Here is a 15,438-nt window from a genome sequence, read left to right as displayed (position 1 = left end):
CCGGACGCCGCGCGCGTGGAATCCTTGTGCCATGGTCTGGGCCCTGCTCCCCCACGACACGCCCGTCGGCGACCTCGTCGGCCGCTCCGTGGTCGCACGGGGCACTGTCGAGGGCAGCTCCGAGATGGTCCTCGCGGCGCGGGTGACGCGGCTCGGGGACGACGTCGCCGTCCGGTGGTCGACGCTCTCGGCCCGCACCGACCCCCTGCTCGCCGCCGCGCAGCGCGCCCTGGGCCAGGAGCCGGCCCACGACCCGGCCAAGGAGGCGGAGGTCCACCGGCTCCCCGCCGGGGCCACGATCGGGGCCGCCCTGCTGGCGGCGACCGACGTGCACGTGGAGCGCGTGGCGGTCTGCTGAGCGCGGGCGTCACTCCCCCAGCAGGCCGTCGACGAAGCCCTCGGCGGTGAAGGGGGCCAGGTCGTCGGCGCCCTCGCCCAGGCCGATGAACTTCACCGGGATGCCGAGCTCGCGCTGCACCTGCACCACGATGCCGCCCTTGGCCGAGCCGTCGAGCTTGCTCAGCACGATGCCGGTGAGGTCGGTCACCTCGTCGAACACGCGGGCCTGGATGAGGCCGTTCTGGCCGGTCGTGGCATCCAGCAGCAGCAGGCACTCGGTGATCGGGGCGCGCTTCTCGATCACGCGCCGGATCTTGCCCAGCTCGTCCATCAGGTTGGACTTGTTGTGCAGGCGGCCGGCCGTGTCGACCAGCACCACGTCGACGCCCTTGGCGACGCCGGTGTCCACGGCGTCGAAGGCGACCGAGGCGGGGTCGGCGCCCTCGGGGCCGCGGACGGTCTCGACGCCCACGCGGTCGCCCCAGGTCTGCAGCTGCTCGGCGGCCGCGGCGCGGAACGTGTCGGCGGCGCCCAGCAGGACGGTCTTGCCCTCGGCGACCAGCAGGCGGGCCAGCTTGCCCACGGTCGTGGTCTTGCCGGTGCCGTTCACGCCGACGACCAGCACGACGGCGGGCAGGCCGTCGGCGCCGGTCACGTTGAGCGCGCGGTCGAGGGTCGGGTCGGCCAGCTTCACCAGCTCCTGGCGCAGCACGGTGCGGGCGCGCGTGGGGTCGTTGACCCCGTCGATCGACAGCTCCATGCGCAGGGTGTCGACGAGTTCGGTGGTCGGGCCGACGCCGAGGTCGGAGCCGATCAGGGTGGCCTCGAAGTCGTCCCAGGTGTCGGCGTCGAGCCGGTCGGTGCTGATCAGGCCCAGCAGGGCCTGGGCGAGCACGTTGTTGGAGCCGGCGAGGCGGCGGCGCAGCCGGGACAGGCGCGTGCCGGCTGCCTCGGGCCGCTCGGTGGTGGGGGCGGCGGGCTCGGTGGGTGCCACCGGCTCCTCGACGAGGACGCCGTCGGACGGGGTGGCGGGCGGCGCGGTGGGGGTCTCGATCGAGGGGCGGTCCCGGCGCTCCAGCTCGCGGACGCGGCGGTTGCGGACGACCAGCGCGGTGGTCACGATCGCGGCCAGCGCCACGACGGCGCCGACGATGATCCAGAGCAGCGTGGGGTCGTTGAAGTTCAGCGTCACCCGGCCATCCTAGTGCCGCGGGGTCAGGCCCTCGGCTCGCCCTCCGGCAGGCGTACACGGACCACGGTGTCGCCGTTGACGGCATCCTCACCCGGCTCGCCGGACGCCTCCGCCGAGGTCTCCTCGGCCGGCTCCGCGAGGTCGTCGGCGGCGGACGCCTCGTCAGCGGAGGCCGCCGGGTCGTGCTCGGGGTCGGTGATGCCGAAGACGCCGTACGGGTCGTCGTCGAGCCCCTGGGGCGCCGGCGCGGACAGCGCGTCGCTCATGGCCTGTGCGGCCGACTCGTCGACACCGGAGGCCTCCGGGGCGGTCGGTGCCCACCCCTCGGGTGCGTCGACGCCGGTGGGCGCCTCGCCCTCCGGCGCCTCGGGCGGGTTCGCGGACGCCGCGGAGCGGGCAGACAGCGCCGACCAGGCCGAGCGCGCGGAGGCGGCGGAACGCAGGTTGCGGAGCTTGTCGGGCAGGTCACGCACGTTGAGGTCGGGGACCTCGTCGATCTCGTCGAACAGCTGCACGAGCGCCCGGGGCGGCTCGCCCTCGCCGTTGAGGTGGCGGGCGGTGCGCGCCATCGCCTCGGCGATCTCGGGGTGCTGCCGGCGGCCGGTGCCCTCCATCCCCATGACCACGACCGCGATGATCGCGGCGGCCAGCACCAGCACGATGAGCATCGTGAAGATCATGACGGGCATGGGGGGTCACCTCCTTGGTCGTCGTCCAGTATGCCCGAGGCGGGCTCAACCCTCGCGCAGGCGCTGGCTGATGACCGTGGAGATGCCGTCCTCGCGCATCGTGACGCCGTAGAGCGCGTCGGCGATCTCCATCGTCCGCTTCTGGTGGGTGATCACGAGCATCTGGCTGTTCTCGCGCAGCTCCTCGTAGATGCCGAGCAGGCGGCCGAGGTTGGTGTCGTCGAGGGCCGCCTCCACCTCGTCGAGGATGTAGAACGGGCTCGGGCGGGCCTTGAACAGCGCGACCAGGAACGCGACCGCCACCAGCGACCGCTCCCCGCCCGAGAGCAGCGACAGCCGCTTGACCTTCTTGCCGGCGGGCCGGGCCTCGACGTCCACGCCGGTGGTGAGCCAGGACCCGGGCTCGGTGAGCACGAGGCGTCCCTCGCCGCCGGGGAAGAGCCGGGCGAAGGAGTGCTCGAAGGCGGCCTCCACGTCGGCGTAGGCCTCGGCGAAGACCTGCTCCACGCGGGCGTCCACGTCGGCGATGATCCCGAGCAGGTCGGTGCGGGTGCGCTTGAGGTCGTCGAGCTGCTCGGCCAGGAACTGGTGGCGCTCGCTCATCGCCTCGAACTCCTCCAGCGCGAGCGGGTTGACCCGGCCGAGCAGGTCGAGGTTGCGCTGGGCGGTGCGGAACCGCTTCTCCTGCTCCTCGCGGACGAATGGGCGCGGTTCGGGCTGCTCGTCGTCCTCGGTGAGCGCCGTCCCGTCCGGGCGGGTCAGCACGGGCACGAGCTGGTCGGGGCCGTACTCGTCCGCTAGCACCTCAGCGGCCAGGCCGAGCTCCTCGAGCGCCTTCTCGGCCAGCGACTCGATCCGCATCCGCTGTTCGGCGCGGGCGAGCTCGTCGCGGTGGGCGACGTCGACGATGCCCTCGAACTGGCGGGCGAGGTCGCGGCTGCGCTGCCGGGCGTCGTGGACGCGCCGGTCGGCCTCCACGCGCCGCTCGTCGGCCAGCTTGCGCGCGCGGCCGGCCGCCTCCTGCGAGGTGGCGACCACGCCGAGCAGCCACTCGGACGCCGCGGCCGCGGCCCGGGCGACCTCGGCCTCGCGGCGCAGCTTCTCGCGGCGGGCGGCGGCCTCGGCGCGCGCGTTGCGCTCGGCGCGCGCCGCGCGCAGCAGGGACTCGGCGCGGCCGGCCAGCGCGCGGGCGCGCTCCTCGTCGGTGCGCAGGGCGAGGCGGGCCTCCATCTCGGCCTGGCGGGTGCGGGCGGCCTCGACGGCCAGCCGGTCGCGCTCGGACGGGTCGGCCTCGGCGACCTGGCTGGTGTCCTGCGCGACGCGCAGGCGCTCGGTGAGGCCCGCGAGCGCCTCGGCGTTGCGGTCGCGGCCCTCTTCCGCCTTCGCCACCGACGCGTCGTGACGCTCGGCCTCGGCGATCGCGCCCCGCGCGGACTGGTTCAGCCGGCTCAGCTGCTCGGCCAGGGCCGAGAACTGGGCGTCCGACTCGTGCAGGCGGGCCAGGGCGGCCTCGGTGCGCTGGGTGGCGGCCTCGAGCTTGGTGACGGCGGCCGCGCGCGCGAACGCCAGACGCTCGACATCGGCCTGCGCCCGCACCAGCGCCTCGGACGCCTCGTCCACCGCCGCCTGCACCTCGATCAGGCTCGGGCGCGCCGACGAGCCACCCGTGGAGAACCAGCTCGACAGCAGGTCGCCGTCGCGGGTGACGGCGCTCGTGTCGGGCAGGGCCGCGACGAGCGAGCGGGCCGCGGCGAGGTCGTCGACGACGGCGACCTTGCGCAGCAGCCGGGTCAGGGCGGGCACGAGCCCGGCGTCGGCGGTGACGGTGTCGACCGCGTAACGGGCGCCGGCGGGGAGGTCGGGCCAATCGGAGCGGTCCCCCACGTCCGCGGCACCACCGAGCAGCAGCCCGGCGCGTCCGAGGTCGTCGGACTTCAGGTGCGCGAAGGCCTCGATCGCGGCGTCCAGCCCGGTGACGGCGACCGCCTCGGCGGCGCCGCCCAGGGCGGCGGCGACGGCCGACTCGAAGCCCGGCTCCACGCGCACCAGCGCGCCCACCGAGCCGAGCACGCCGGACAGCTCGGCCGAGGCCGCCAGCAGCGCCCCCGACCCGTCGCGCCGGTCGAGGCCGACCTTCAGGCCCTCCAGCCGCGCGGCGATGGACGCCCGCTCCTGCTGCGCGGCCTGCTCCTGCGCCTTGAGCGACTCCAGCTCCTCGGTGGCGGCGACCCGCTCGGCGTCGGCGGACTCGTGCTCGGCGTCCAGGTCCTCCTCGCCCTCGGTCAGCCCGCCCAACTCGGTCTCGAGGCGGGCGAACGTGGCGCGGGCCTCGTCGGCGCGCTTGCGGGCCTCGGTACCGGCCGAGCGCAGCCGCTCGATCTCGGCGTCGGCGGCCTCGGTGCGCGACTTCAGCGAGTTGACCTCGCCGGCGAGCCGGGCCAGGCCCTCGCGGCGGTCGGCGATCGCGCGCAACTGCGCGGCGTACTGCTTCTCGGCCTCGGCGTGGGCCTTCTCGGCCTCCTCGCGCGCCACGGAGGCGGCACGCAGGGCCTCGGCCCGCTCGGCGACCTTCGCGTTGATCGCCTCCTCGGTCTCGCGCACCCCGGCGGCTTCGGCCTCGATGAGCTCGGGGTCGCGACCCCGGCGGTCATCGGCCGACACGGTCGCGGCGTTGCGGACCCGCTCCTGCGCAATGCTCAGCGTCGAGGCCGTGCGTTCGCGCAGCGCGGCGAGCGCGTACCAGGTCTCCTGCGCGCGGTTCAGCTCGGGCGCCACCTCGCGCACGGACGCCTCGGCCTCGGCCTCGGCCTCGCGCGCTGCTTCCAGGGCGTCCTCGAGCGCCTTGCGCCGGGCCTTGATCTCGGCCTCGGCGGCCAGGTCGGACTCCAGCGCCAGCGACGCCATCACGTAGTCGTCGGCGAGCAGGCGGGCCTTGGCGTCCCGGAGCTCGGCCTGCACGACCGCGGCCTTGCGGGCCACCTCGGCCTGCCGGCCCAGGGGCTTGAGCTGGCGGCGGATCTCGGCGACCAGGTCGGCCAGGCGGTCGAGGTTGACCTGGGTGGCGTCGAGCTTGCGGAGCGCCTTCTCCTTGCGCTTGCGGTGCTTCAGGACGCCGGCGGCCTCCTCGATGAAGCCGCGGCGCACCTCGGGGGTGGCCTGCAGGATCGTGTCGAGCTGCCCCTGCCCCACGATGACGTGCATCTCCCGGCCGATGCCGGAGTCGCTGAGCAGCTCCTGCACGTCGAGGAGGCGGGCGGGGTTGCCGTTGATGGCGTACTCCGAGCCCCCGGCGCGGAACATCGTGCGGCTGATCGTGACCTCGGTGTACTCGATCGGCAGCGCGCCGTCGATGTTGTCGATGGTCAGGCTCACCTCGGCGCGGCCCAGCGGCGCGCGCCCGGCGGTGCCGGCGAAGATGACGTCCTCCATCTTGCCGCCGCGCAGCGTCTTGGCGCCCTGCTCGCCCATCACCCAGCTCAGGGCGTCGACGACGTTGGACTTGCCCGACCCGTTGGGTCCGACCACGCAGGTGATGCCCGGCTCGAAGTTCAGGGTCGTCGCCGACGCGAACGACTTGAAGCCGCGCAGCGTCAGGGACTTGAGGTACACACGGCCACCTTACGGAGCGGGCGGCCCGGCCACGGGGGTGGACGCCGCGTGTCGCCGGCGGACGGCGCGGAACGTCCACAGCTTGTTGACCACGAAGTTGATCGGCATCACGAGCACGATCTGGATCAGCTGCGCCCAGTACAGGCGCTTGGTCCACCACGGCCCGGCGTCGGTGAAGAACGCGTGGCTCAGGTAGGCGGGCGAGCCCGGGTTGCGCAGCAGGTACAGGATCACGAAGCCGACGAGCTGGGCCACCGCCCCCACGAGGAGGAACGGGAGGAGTTCCTTCCACACGGGCGCGCGCTCGCCCTGGTTGCGGAACGTCCAGTGCCGGTTCCAGAAGAAGTTGAACAGGTTCGCCACGACGAAGGCGATGCCGGCGTAGACGATGTAGAACCGCAGGGCCCGCTCGGTGCCGGGCAGGGGGATGAACGCGTCGTAGTCCTCGACCCCGAAGACGTGGAACCCGATGTTGTGTGCGACCGCGACCGTCAGCATGTTCACGCCGACGCCGGCGCCGCCGACGATGCCGAACTTCAGCAGTTCGCGGATGCTGTTGCCCCAGCGGGTCCACAGCTTGGTAACGGGGTTCACGGAGACGAGAGCCTACCGCCTCGGCAGGGGGTCACGGCGCCGGCTGGCAGGTGGGGCACGAGAAGGAGCTGCGGTTCATGAACGACTGCCGCGTGATCGGCGTCCCGCAGCGCGGGCACGGCTGGTCGGTGCGGCCGTACGCGTCGAGGGTGCGGTCGAAGTAGCCGGACTCGCCGTTCACGTTGACGTAGAGCGCGTCGAAGGAGGTGCCGCCCTGGTCGAGGGCCTCGGCCATCACGGCGCGCGCGGCCTCCAGCAGCGCGGCGACCGCCGCCGGCGGCAGCGCCGACGCCGGGGTCTCGGAGTGGACGCGGGCCCGCCACAGGGCCTCGTCGGCGTAGATGTTGCCGATGCCGGACACGACGGTCTGGTTCAGCAGCACCCGCTTGATCGCGCTGTGGCTGCGCCCGATGCGCGCGACCAGCGCGTCGCGGTCGAGCTCGGGGTCGAACAGGTCGCGGGCGATGTGCGCCACCTCGTCGGGGAGCTCGGCACCGCCGGGCGACAGCGACAGGCCGCCGAACATCCGCTGGTCGACGAAACGCAGCTGGACGCCGTCGGCCAGGTCGAGCAGCACCCGGGCGTGCCGCTGGAGGGGTGCGCCGGGGGCGTCCAGACGGAACTGGCCGGACATGCCCAGGTGGGCCAGCAGGGCGTCACCGTCGTCGAACGGCAGCCAGAGGAACTTGCCGCGCCGGCGCGGGACGCCGAAGGTGCGGCCGGTCAGGGAGGCTGCGAAGTCGTCGGGACCGGCCGCGTGACGGCGGACCGGGCGCGGGTGCAGCACCTGGACGCCGTCGATGCGGCGCCCGGTGACCGCGGGCTCCAGACCGCGCCGGACGACCTCGACCTCGGGGAGCTCGGGCACTCAGCCCGCCTCGGACAGCGCCTCGTGGGCCAGCCTGGCGGCGGCCTGCTCGGCGAGCTTCTTGGACCGGGCCTTCGCGCCCGGGTAGGTGGTGCCGGCCACGACCGCCACCGCGTGGAACCGCTTGTCGTGGTCGGGCCCGGTCGAGGTGTGCTCGTAGCCGGGCGCGCCCAGGCCGCGCTCGGCGGCGAGCTCCTGCAGGGCGGTCTTCCAGTCGGTGGAGCGCCCCTCGGCCGACGCGGTGGCGACCACCGGGTCCATGAGCGCATGCACGAAGGCCTCCGCGGCGTCCCGGCCGGCCGACAGGAACACCGCGGCGATGACCGCCTCGGTGGCGTCGGCGAGGATCGAGTCCTTGTCGTCGCCCCCCGTGCCGATCTCGCCCTTGCCCAGTTTCAGCAGGCTGCCCAGCCCGAGACCGCGGGCGACGTCGGCCAGCGCGTAGGTGTTCACGACGGCGGCACGCATCTTCGCCAGCCAGCCCTCGGGCTCGTCGGGGTAGGTGCGGTAGAGGTGCTCGGTCACGACGACCCCGAGCACCGAGTCGCCGAGGAACTCCAGGCGCTCGTTGTGGGGGGAGCCGCCGTTCTCGTAGGCCCACGAACGGTGGGTCAACGCACGCTCGAACAGCTGGGGATCGATGTCGATCCCCAGCTGGTCGAGTAGGTCATGTACGCGGCGTCGCGCCGCGTCGGTCACTGGTCGAGGACCTGGCGGCGCGCCGTGCGGGGGCCGTACTGGCCGCACTCGGGGCACGCGGTGTGCGGCAGGTGCTTCGCACGGCAGGCGGCGTTGGCGCAGGTCACCAGCTGCGGCGCGGACGTCTTCCACTGCGCACGGCGGGCGCGCGTGTTGCTGCGGGACATCTTCCGCTTGGGAACAGCCACGTCAAACTCCTCGGTCGTGGGGCGACTGCCCCGGTGTCTCAGTCCTGGGTGCCCTCAGCCCAGTCGGCGAGGTCGGCCCAGCGCGGGTCGATGGCCTCGCCGTGCCCGTGGTCGGGATCGTCGTTCAGGTTGACCCCACAGGTGGGGCACAACCCGGCGCAATCCTCCCGGCACAGGGGGATGAACGGCAGGTCGAGCATCGCCGCGTCCCGCAGGACGGGTTCGAGGTCGATCATCTCGGCCTCGACACGGCTGGCCTCGGTGTCGTCGGGGTCCGTGCCCGGGAAGAGGAACAGTTCCTGCAGGTCGATCTCGGCGTCCGCCTCGATCTCGGTCAGGCACCGAGCGCACTCCCCGCGCAGCTGAACCTCAGCGACGCCGGTGGCCAACACCCCGTCACCCACCCCCTCGAGCCGAAGGTCGAGGTGGATCGGAGACTCGGTCGGCACTCCGATCACGTCGTTGCCGATGCCCTCAGGTGCGGGTACGTCGTCGACGATCTCCTTGCTCCCGCCCGCGCGGTGCCCGAATTCGTGGATGTCGAAAACGAGGACCGAGCGAGGGTCGATGGAGCGATTCGTCATCGCGGGACCCCTTCACTGCTGGCACGACAGCGTCATAACCGAATGGCTACTTTACCTGCTCACGCCCCGAGCGTCCAAACGGACGCCGTGGGTGTCGTCGCCCCGCGCACGGCGGGGTGCCGGCTCACTCCTCGTCGTCGATCCGGGACCGCTGGTGGAGGCGCTCCCGCATGGTCTCGATCTGCTCCAGCGTGCGGTGCAGGCCGGTCTCCAGCTCGGACAGGCGCCCGTCGACCCAGGTGTCGGCCTCGTGCTTGAAGGCGAGGGCCTCCTCCTCGGCGGCGCGGGAGACCTCGGTCTCGGACACCAGCCCCTCGGCGCGCCCGCGCGCCTCGGCCACGATGCCCTCGGCCTCGGCCCGGGCCTGCTCGAGGATCGCCTCGGCCTCGCCGGCCGGGACCGCGCCCTGTGCGGCCACCGCCGACTCGGCCCGGTCGAGCAGTTCCAGCACCTCGGCGCGGGGGACGAGCACGTTGGACGTCATGGGCACGCCCTTGGCCTGCTCGACGAGCGACCTGATGGCGGACAGGGCCTCGGTTGCGTCGGCGCTCATGCCGTTCCTCCTTCGACGGGGGCCGTCCTGGCCCGGATGCGGTCCGCGACGTCGGCGGTCACGAACTGGGACACGTCACCGCCCAGCTTCGCAACTTCGCGAATCATGGTCGAACTCAGGTGCGCCCAGCGGGCCGCGGTGGGCAGCATGATCGTCTCGATGCCGGACAGCGCGAAGTTCATCTGGGCCATCTGCAGCTCGAACTCGAAGTCGCTGGCGAAGCGCAGGCCCTTGACGATCACGTCGATGTCGCGGTCGCGGCAGAAGTCGACCAGGAGGCCCTCGAGCATCTCCACCCGCACGTTGGGCAGGTGGGCGGTGGCCTCGGCGATCATCGCCGCGCGCTCGTCGGGGGTGAAGAGGTAGTTCTTGGCGCTGTTGCGACCCACGGCCACGACGACCTCGCCGAACATCTGCGCGGCCCGCTCGATGATGTCCAGGTGCCCGTGGGTGACCGGGTCGAACGATCCCGGGCAGATGGCCCTCATCGGTCGTCCTCCTTGCTGGCGAGGTACAGGGTCGTCTCACCGTAACGCCGTGTGCGCTGGTCAGTGAGGGAATCGGGCCAGCTGGGCGGCGTGTCGCGGGTGGCCCGCTCGACGACGACCAGCCCGTCGGGGGCCAGCCAGCGGTCGACGACGGCCGCCACCTGGGCGTCCACCACGGCCGTGGGCAGGTCGTAGGGCGGGTCGAACCACACCACGTCGAAGACCTGCGGCGCCCCGGCGAGGTAGGCGTCGACCGAGGATGCGACCACCTGGACGTCCAGCCCCGTGGCGGTGGCGTTCTCGCGCGCCAGCGCCGCCGTGGACCGGTCCTTCTCGACGCACACGACCGGACCCGCCCCGCGGGACGCCGCCTCCAGCCCCACCGCGCCGGTGCCGCCGTAGAGGTCGAGGAACGAGAACCTGTCCAGCATGTGGTCTGCGGCCTCCCCCACCGTGCCGGCCCAGTCCGCGATCAGGTTGAACGCCGATTCCCGCACGAGATCGCTGGTCGGGCGCGTCCGCGCGTGGGACGGGGCGGCCACGCGGTGGCCCCTGGCACGTCCGGCAATGATCCGACCCATGGGGACGAGGCTAGCGACATGGGATGATCGGGGTCATGACGACGCCGCACGACACGGTCCAGGAACTCGACGAGGTGCAGGCCTGGGAGTTCCTCACCGCCCACCGGATCGGGCGCCTGGCCATCGTGATCGGTGGCGAGCCCGACATCTTCCCCGTCAACTACGTGGTCGACGGGCAGTCCCTGGTGTTCCGCACCGCTGAGGGCAGCAAGCTGCTCGCGGCCTCCCTGGGCGGACGCATGGCATTCCAGGTCGACGAGTGGACGCACGAGGGCGCGGTCAGCGTGCTGGCCCACGGCACCCCCCACGTCATGGAGGGCGAGGAGCGCGAGTCCGCCACCTCTCTCGAGCTCGACCCGTGGGTGCCGACCCACAAGGAGCACTGGGTGCGCCTCGCGGTCGACGAGGTCACCGGACGCCGCTTCCGCTTCGGCCCCGAGCCTGAACCCTTCCACCCGGTCGGCTGAGGTGGGCGCGTTCCACCCCGAACCGATCCAGCCGCTCGGTCCGGAGGAGTGCTGGGCCCTGCTGGAGGGCGTCCCCGTGGGTCGCCTGGTGGTGGTCATGGCCGGCGAACCCGACGTCTTCCCGGTCAACTTCGCCGTCGACGACCGCGGGCTCGTCGTGCGCACCGACATCGGCACGAAGTTCTCGGGGCGGCGCTTCACCCTCAACGACGCGGCCCGGGCGGCGCAGGCCGGCGGTTAGGCCCGTTCGATCCAGTCGCCGTCGGCGACGAGGTTGGTCTGGGTCACCGCGTCGGCGAACCCCGGCGTCTTCGCCCCCGGGTCCCGCTCCACCGCGTCGACCGCGATCGTGCGCGCGCTGTCGATGATGTCGGCGTGCTCCAGCACCCGCAGCAGGCGCAGCGTGGACCGGCCCCCCGACTGGCTGGCGCCCAGCACGTCACCCTCGCGCCGCTGGGCCAGGTCGAGCTCGGCGAGCACGAAGCCGTCGCGGGTCGAGGCGACCGCCGCGAGCCGCTGCCAGGACTCGGCCTCGGGCTCGGCCGCGCTCACGAGCAGGCACACCCCGGGCAGCCCACCGCGGCCGATCCGGCCGCGCAGCTGGTGCAGCTGGCTGATGCCGAAGCGGTCGGCGTCCCAGACCACCATCATCGAGGCGTTCGGCACGTCGACGCCCACCTCGACGATCGTCGTGGCGACGAGCACGTCGAGGTCGCCGCTGGCGAAGGACCCCATGACGGCCTCCTTCTCCTCCGCCGGCAGCTGCCCGTGCAGGACGCCCAGCCGCACCCCGGCCAGCGGCCCGGAGCGCAGCTGCTCGGCCAACTGCAGCACGCCGAGCCCCTCACCCTCCTTGGCCGTGGTGCCGATGCGGGGGGCGACCACGAACACCTGGCGCCCCTGGGCCACCTCCTCGCGGACCCGCTCCCACGCCCGGTCGACCCAGGCCGGGCGGCGCCGGGCGTCGACCACCGTGGTGGTCACGTCGGCGCGCCCCTGCGGCAGCTCGGCCAGCGTCGAGACCTCGAGGTCGCCGAACACCGTCATCGCCACCGACCGCGGGATCGGCGTGGCCGTCAGCACCAGCACGTGTGGTCGCGCGTGCGCGCGGTCGGTCAGGACCGCCCGCTGCTCGACGCCGAAGCGGTGCTGCTCGTCGACGACCACCAGGCCCAGGTCGACGAACTGGAGGTGGTCGGCCAGCAGGGCGTGGGTGCCGACGATGATCCCCGCCTCGCCCGAGGCGATCTTGAACAGCGCCGACTTCTTCACCGCCGCCGGCATCGAGCCGGTCAGGCAGACCACGTCGGTGGCGTGCTCGGGGGCGCCGAGGACCCCGCCACCCATCCCCAGCTCCCCCATCAGCCCCACGATCGTCTGGTGGTGCTGCTGGGCCAGCACCTCGGTGGGCGCGAGCAGGACGGCCTGGCCGCCGGCGTCGACCACGGCCAGCATGGCGCGGAGCGCGACGAGGGTCTTGCCCGACCCGACCTCGCCCTGCAACAGCCGCTGCATGGGCTGGGTGCGGGCCAGGTCGGCGAACACCTCCTCGCTCACGCGGCGCTGCCCCTCGGTGAGCGTGAACGGCAGGCGGGCGTCGAACGCGTCGAGCAACCCGTCCGGACGCCGCGGGCGCGGCCCGGCCGACTGCCGCGCGTTCTCGGCGCGGCGGTAGGCCATCGTGAGCTGGGTGGCGAACGCCTCGTCGAAGCGCAGCCGGTCGTTGCCGCGCTCGATGTCGCCGCGGCTGCCCGGCCGGTGGACCGCGGAGTAGGCCTCCAGCAGCCCGACCACGCCCGCCCGCTCGCGCACCCAGGCCGGCCAGGGGTCCTCGACGCCGTCGAGGGTGTGCAGCGCCAGCCGGACGGACTCGGCGATCGTCCACGTCTTCAGCTTCGCCGTGGCGGGGTACAGCCCGACCAGGCCGGACCGCGCGAGGTCGGCGATCTTCTCCTTCTCCTCCGACCGGCCGACGACCCGGCCCTGGGCGTCCAACATCACGAAGGCCGGGTGCGTCATCTGGGGGCGGCCGTTGAAGGCCCCGACCTTGCCGACGAAGATGCCGCGGACGCCCTCGTCCAGCTGCTTGGCCCACCACTTGACCAGGTGGTTGCCCCCGAAGAAGGTGGCCCGCAGCCGTCCGACGCCGTCGGTCAGGGTGGCCTCGAGACGGGACTGGGGCCCGCGCCGCCCGCGCGCCGGACCCCCGCGGCCCTCGTGCACGGCGATCTCGGCGACCCGGGCCATGACGGCGACGTGCTCGCCCTCCTCCAGCGTCGCGAGGTCGGTGAGCTCGGTGCCGGAGAGGTAGTGCCGGGGCAGGTGGCGCAGCAGGTCGCCGACGGTGTGGATGCGCAGCGCCTCGAAGTGCTTGGCCTGGGCGCCCAGGACGGTCGACAGGGGCGCGTTCAGCTCGGCGAACGCGGCGGTCCTCCACTCCCGGGGTGCCATGGCGGCGATCCTAGCGAGCGCCCCGGACAATCCCCGGACCGGGCCGCCGCCCGTGCCCGGGCAAACGAAAAGACCCGCCGTGGCGGGTCTTCACGTGGTGGTGCGTCAGATCTTGGCGCGCGCGATCTTGCCGGCCTTGAGGCAGCCGGTGCACACGTTCATGCGCTTGGTGCCGCCGTTGACGAACGCACGGACGGACTGGATGTTCGGGCTCCAGCGGCGGTTGGTCTTCTTCTTCGACCAGGGCACGTTGTGGCCGAAGGTCGGCTTCTTGGCGCAGACATCGCACACGGCGGCCATGGCTATCTCCTTTGGTGGTCGGCCCCCGCGACGACACGCGTCGGGACCAGTGCTCGAAATGGAACCTGCCCATCCTAACCGATGGCGGGCGGACAGGAAAATCGGCGCTCAGGTGGCCAGCACCACCGGCACGATCATGGGGCGGGCCCGGAACTTCTTGCTGACCCAACGACCGATCCTCCGGCGCATGACCTGCTGCAGCTGGTGGGTGTCGTCGGCACCCTCCTCCAACGCCTCACGCAGCGCCGTCGCCACCTCGGCGGTGATGTCGTCGAAGATGCCCTCGGCACCCACGAAGCCGCGGGCGGTGATGATGGGGCCCTCGACGAGCGACCCGGAGTGCAGGTTGACCACGGCGATCGCGGAGATGAAGCCCTCCTCGCCCAGGATCCGGCGCTCGTCCAGCTCCGCCTCGCCGATCTCGTCCACGGTTGAGCCGTCGACGAAGATGTAGCCGCACTCGAGGCGTCCGACGACCTTGACCCGGCCGTTGCGCAGGTCGACGACGGCGCCGTCCTCCACCACGACGGTGTTCTCGCGCGGGACGCCCGTGGCGATGGCCAACTCGGCGTTGGCGACGAGGTGGCGCACCTCGCCGTGCACCGGCATCACGTTGCGGGGCCGGACGATGTTGTAGCAGTAGAGAAGCTCGCCGGCCGAGGCGTGGCCGGAGACGTGCACGAGCGCGTTGGCCTTGTGCACGACCTTCACGCCGTTCTTGGTCAGGCCGTTGATGACCCGGTAGACCGAGTTCTCGTTGCCGGGAATCAGCGAGCTGGCCAGCAGGACCGTGTCGCCGTGGCCGGCCCGGATGATCGGGTGCTCGTGGTTGGCGATGCGGCTCAGGGCGCTCAGCGGCTCGCCCTGCGAGCCGGTGGAGATGATCACGACCTCGTGGTCGGCGTAGTTCTCGATGTCGTCGAGCGCGATCAGGGTGTCGCCCGGCACGTTCAGGTAGCCGAGTTGGGCGGCGATCGACATGTTGCGCACCATCGAGCGGCCCACGTAGACCACCTTGCGGCCGTACTTCACGGCCTCGTCCATGACCTGCTGCACGCGGTGCACGTGGGAGGCGAAGCAGGCCACGATCAGCTTGCCGCGGGCGTGGGCGAACACGCGCTCCATGGCGGGCTGGATGTCCTTCTCCAGCGTCGTGAAGCCCGGCGTCTCGGCGTTGGTGGAGTCGACCATGAACAGGTCGAGCCCCTCCTCCCCCACCTTGGCGAAGGCGCGCAGGTCGGTGATGCGCCCGTCGAGGGGCAGCTGGTCCATCTTGAAGTCGCCGGTGTGCAGCACGCTGCCGCCCGCCGTGCGGATGTGGACCGCCAGCGCGTCGGGGATCGAGTGGTTCACCGCGATGAACTCCAGGTCGAACCCGCCGATCCGGGTGCGCGACCCCTCCTCGACCTCGCGCAGGTCGGTGTTGCGGATGCGGTGCTCCTTGAGCTTCTCGCGCACGAACGCCAGCGTGAGCTTGCTGCCGAGCACGGGGATGTCGGGACGGCGGCGGAGCAGGTAGGGCACGGCGCCGATGTGGTCCTCGTGGCCGTGGGTGAGGACGAGCGCGACCATGTCGTCGAGGCGGTCGTTGACCAGGTGCAGGCCGGGCAGGATCAGGTCGACACCGGGGTGGGTCTCGTCGGGGAACAACACCCCGCAGTCGACCATCAGGATCTCGCCGTTGACCTCGAAGGTCGCGCTGTTGCGGCCCACGTCCCCCAGGCCGCCCAGAGGGGTGATCCGGAGGGTGTCGGGAGCGAGCTGGGGCGGTGTCTTGAGGGCTTCACGCACGGGGTCACTCTAGCCCGGTGGCAACAAAGACAATCTCCCGCCGGG

17 protein-coding genes are annotated in these 15,438 nt (G+C 72.7%); 3 read left to right on the top strand and 14 right to left on the bottom strand.

The genetic code is table 11. The features are described 5' to 3' along the window. Positions 1-31: 31 nt before the first annotated feature. A complete protein-coding gene (locus tag H5397_RS06650; protein WP_182815859.1) occupies positions 32-358 on the top strand; it encodes a hypothetical protein in 327 nt (108 codons plus the stop codon). A 9-nt stretch (positions 359-367) separates the two neighbouring features. On the opposite strand, the gene ftsY is transcribed toward H5397_RS06650, so the two are convergent. The 11 genes from ftsY to H5397_RS06595 all read right to left on the bottom strand — a co-directional run bounded on the left by ftsY (position 368) and on the right by H5397_RS06595 (position 10,384). Continuing rightward, positions 368-1,531, bottom strand: coding sequence for a signal recognition particle-docking protein FtsY (gene ftsY / locus H5397_RS06645; RefSeq protein ID WP_309224302.1), 1,164 nt, complete (start codon positions 1,529-1,531; stop codon positions 368-370). A gap of 23 nt (positions 1,532-1,554) precedes the next feature. Beyond that, a complete protein-coding gene (locus H5397_RS06640; RefSeq protein WP_182815857.1) occupies positions 1,555-2,220 on the bottom strand; it encodes a hypothetical protein in 666 nt (221 codons plus the stop codon). Positions 2,221-2,265: 45 nt separating this feature from the next. Then, positions 2,266-5,829, bottom strand: a complete 3,564-nt coding sequence (smc, locus tag H5397_RS06635; RefSeq protein WP_182815855.1) for a chromosome segregation protein SMC — start codon at positions 5,827-5,829, stop codon at positions 2,266-2,268. 9 nt (positions 5,830-5,838) lie between these two features. Further along, complete coding sequence (locus H5397_RS06630) at positions 5,839-6,423, bottom strand: GtrA family protein (RefSeq protein WP_243760773.1); 585 nt, start codon at positions 6,421-6,423, stop codon at positions 5,839-5,841. Between the two features lie 31 nt (positions 6,424-6,454). Further along, positions 6,455-7,291 (bottom strand): bifunctional DNA-formamidopyrimidine glycosylase/DNA-(apurinic or apyrimidinic site) lyase, encoded by an 837-nt coding sequence (gene mutM / locus H5397_RS06625; RefSeq protein WP_182815853.1) that lies wholly within the window; start codon positions 7,289-7,291, stop codon positions 6,455-6,457. Then, on the bottom strand, positions 7,292-7,990 hold the full coding sequence (gene rnc, locus H5397_RS06620; RefSeq protein WP_309224301.1) for a ribonuclease III: 699 nt from the start codon (positions 7,988-7,990) through the stop codon (positions 7,292-7,294). Beyond that, a complete protein-coding gene (gene rpmF / locus H5397_RS06615; protein ID WP_182815851.1) occupies positions 7,987-8,178 on the bottom strand; it encodes a 50S ribosomal protein L32 in 192 nt (63 codons plus the stop codon). The genes rnc and rpmF overlap by 4 nt, the downstream gene beginning before the upstream one ends. A 38-nt stretch (positions 8,179-8,216) precedes the next feature. After that, on the bottom strand, positions 8,217-8,762 hold the full coding sequence (locus H5397_RS06610; protein WP_182815849.1) for a DUF177 domain-containing protein: 546 nt from the start codon (positions 8,760-8,762) through the stop codon (positions 8,217-8,219). A 124-nt stretch (positions 8,763-8,886) separates the two neighbouring features. Further along, entirely contained in the window at positions 8,887-9,315 is a 429-nt protein-coding gene (locus H5397_RS06605; protein ID WP_182815847.1) for a hypothetical protein, read from the bottom strand. After that, positions 9,312-9,803, bottom strand: a complete 492-nt coding sequence (coaD, locus tag H5397_RS06600) for a pantetheine-phosphate adenylyltransferase (protein WP_182815845.1) — start codon at positions 9,801-9,803, stop codon at positions 9,312-9,314. The genes H5397_RS06605 and coaD overlap by 4 nt, the downstream gene beginning before the upstream one ends. Continuing rightward, the gene (locus tag H5397_RS06595; RefSeq protein ID WP_182815843.1) at positions 9,800-10,384 is read right to left on the bottom strand and encodes an RsmD family RNA methyltransferase; all 585 of its coding nucleotides are present in this window, start codon (positions 10,382-10,384) and stop codon (positions 9,800-9,802) included. The genes coaD and H5397_RS06595 overlap by 4 nt, the downstream gene beginning before the upstream one ends. Positions 10,385-10,419: 35 nt before the next feature. On the opposite strand from H5397_RS06595, the gene H5397_RS06590 reads away from it, so the two are divergent. Both H5397_RS06590 and H5397_RS06585 read left to right on the top strand, forming a co-directional pair. After that, positions 10,420-10,851: a pyridoxamine 5'-phosphate oxidase family protein gene (locus tag H5397_RS06590; protein WP_182815841.1), complete on the top strand. Its 432-nt coding sequence runs from the start codon at positions 10,420-10,422 to the stop codon at positions 10,849-10,851. Position 10,852: 1 nt separating this feature from the next. Further along, a complete protein-coding gene (locus H5397_RS06585; RefSeq protein WP_182815839.1) occupies positions 10,853-11,092 on the top strand; it encodes a pyridoxamine 5'-phosphate oxidase family protein in 240 nt (79 codons plus the stop codon). On the opposite strand, the gene H5397_RS06580 is transcribed toward H5397_RS06585, so the two are convergent. The 3 genes from H5397_RS06580 to H5397_RS06570 form a co-directional block, all read right to left on the bottom strand. Continuing rightward, on the bottom strand, positions 11,089-13,302 hold the full coding sequence (locus tag H5397_RS06580) for an ATP-dependent DNA helicase RecG (RefSeq protein ID WP_182815837.1): 2,214 nt from the start codon (positions 13,300-13,302) through the stop codon (positions 11,089-11,091). The two genes, H5397_RS06585 and H5397_RS06580, sit on opposite strands and share 4 nt — an antisense overlap. A gap of 105 nt (positions 13,303-13,407) precedes the next feature. After that, complete coding sequence (rpmB, locus tag H5397_RS06575; RefSeq protein WP_182815835.1) at positions 13,408-13,602, bottom strand: 50S ribosomal protein L28; 195 nt, start codon at positions 13,600-13,602, stop codon at positions 13,408-13,410. A gap of 108 nt (positions 13,603-13,710) precedes the next feature. Further along, positions 13,711-15,393 (bottom strand): ribonuclease J, encoded by a 1,683-nt coding sequence (locus tag H5397_RS06570; protein ID WP_309224300.1) that lies wholly within the window; start codon positions 15,391-15,393, stop codon positions 13,711-13,713. Positions 15,394-15,438 lie beyond the last annotated feature (45 nt).

It is taken from the genome of Propioniciclava sp. MC1683, assembly GCF_014164675.1.
Taxonomy (GTDB): domain Bacteria; phylum Actinomycetota; class Actinomycetes; order Propionibacteriales; family Propionibacteriaceae; genus Propioniciclava.
This window is presented reverse-complemented; position numbering and strand designations above follow the sequence as displayed.

Coding starts and splice junctions, on each gene's coding strand:
- H5397_RS06595 (WP_182815843.1), bottom strand. CDS start 10,384: ATGGGTCGGATCATTGCCGGACGTGCCAGGGGCCACCGCGTGGCCGCC.
- rpmB (WP_182815835.1), bottom strand. CDS start 13,602: ATGGCCGCCGTGTGCGATGTCTGCGCCAAGAAGCCGACCTTCGGCCAC.
- H5397_RS06640 (WP_182815857.1), bottom strand. CDS start 2,220: ATGCCCGTCATGATCTTCACGATGCTCATCGTGCTGGTGCTGGCCGCC.
- H5397_RS06590 (WP_182815841.1), top strand. CDS start 10,420: ATGACGACGCCGCACGACACGGTCCAGGAACTCGACGAGGTGCAGGCC.
- coaD (WP_182815845.1), bottom strand. CDS start 9,803: ATGAGGGCCATCTGCCCGGGATCGTTCGACCCGGTCACCCACGGGCAC.
- H5397_RS06650 (WP_182815859.1), top strand. CDS start 32: ATGGTCTGGGCCCTGCTCCCCCACGACACGCCCGTCGGCGACCTCGTC.
- H5397_RS06610 (WP_182815849.1), bottom strand. CDS start 8,762: ATGACGAATCGCTCCATCGACCCTCGCTCGGTCCTCGTTTTCGACATC.
- H5397_RS06605 (WP_182815847.1), bottom strand. CDS start 9,315: ATGAGCGCCGACGCAACCGAGGCCCTGTCCGCCATCAGGTCGCTCGTC.
- H5397_RS06580 (WP_182815837.1), bottom strand. CDS start 13,302: ATGGCACCCCGGGAGTGGAGGACCGCCGCGTTCGCCGAGCTGAACGCG.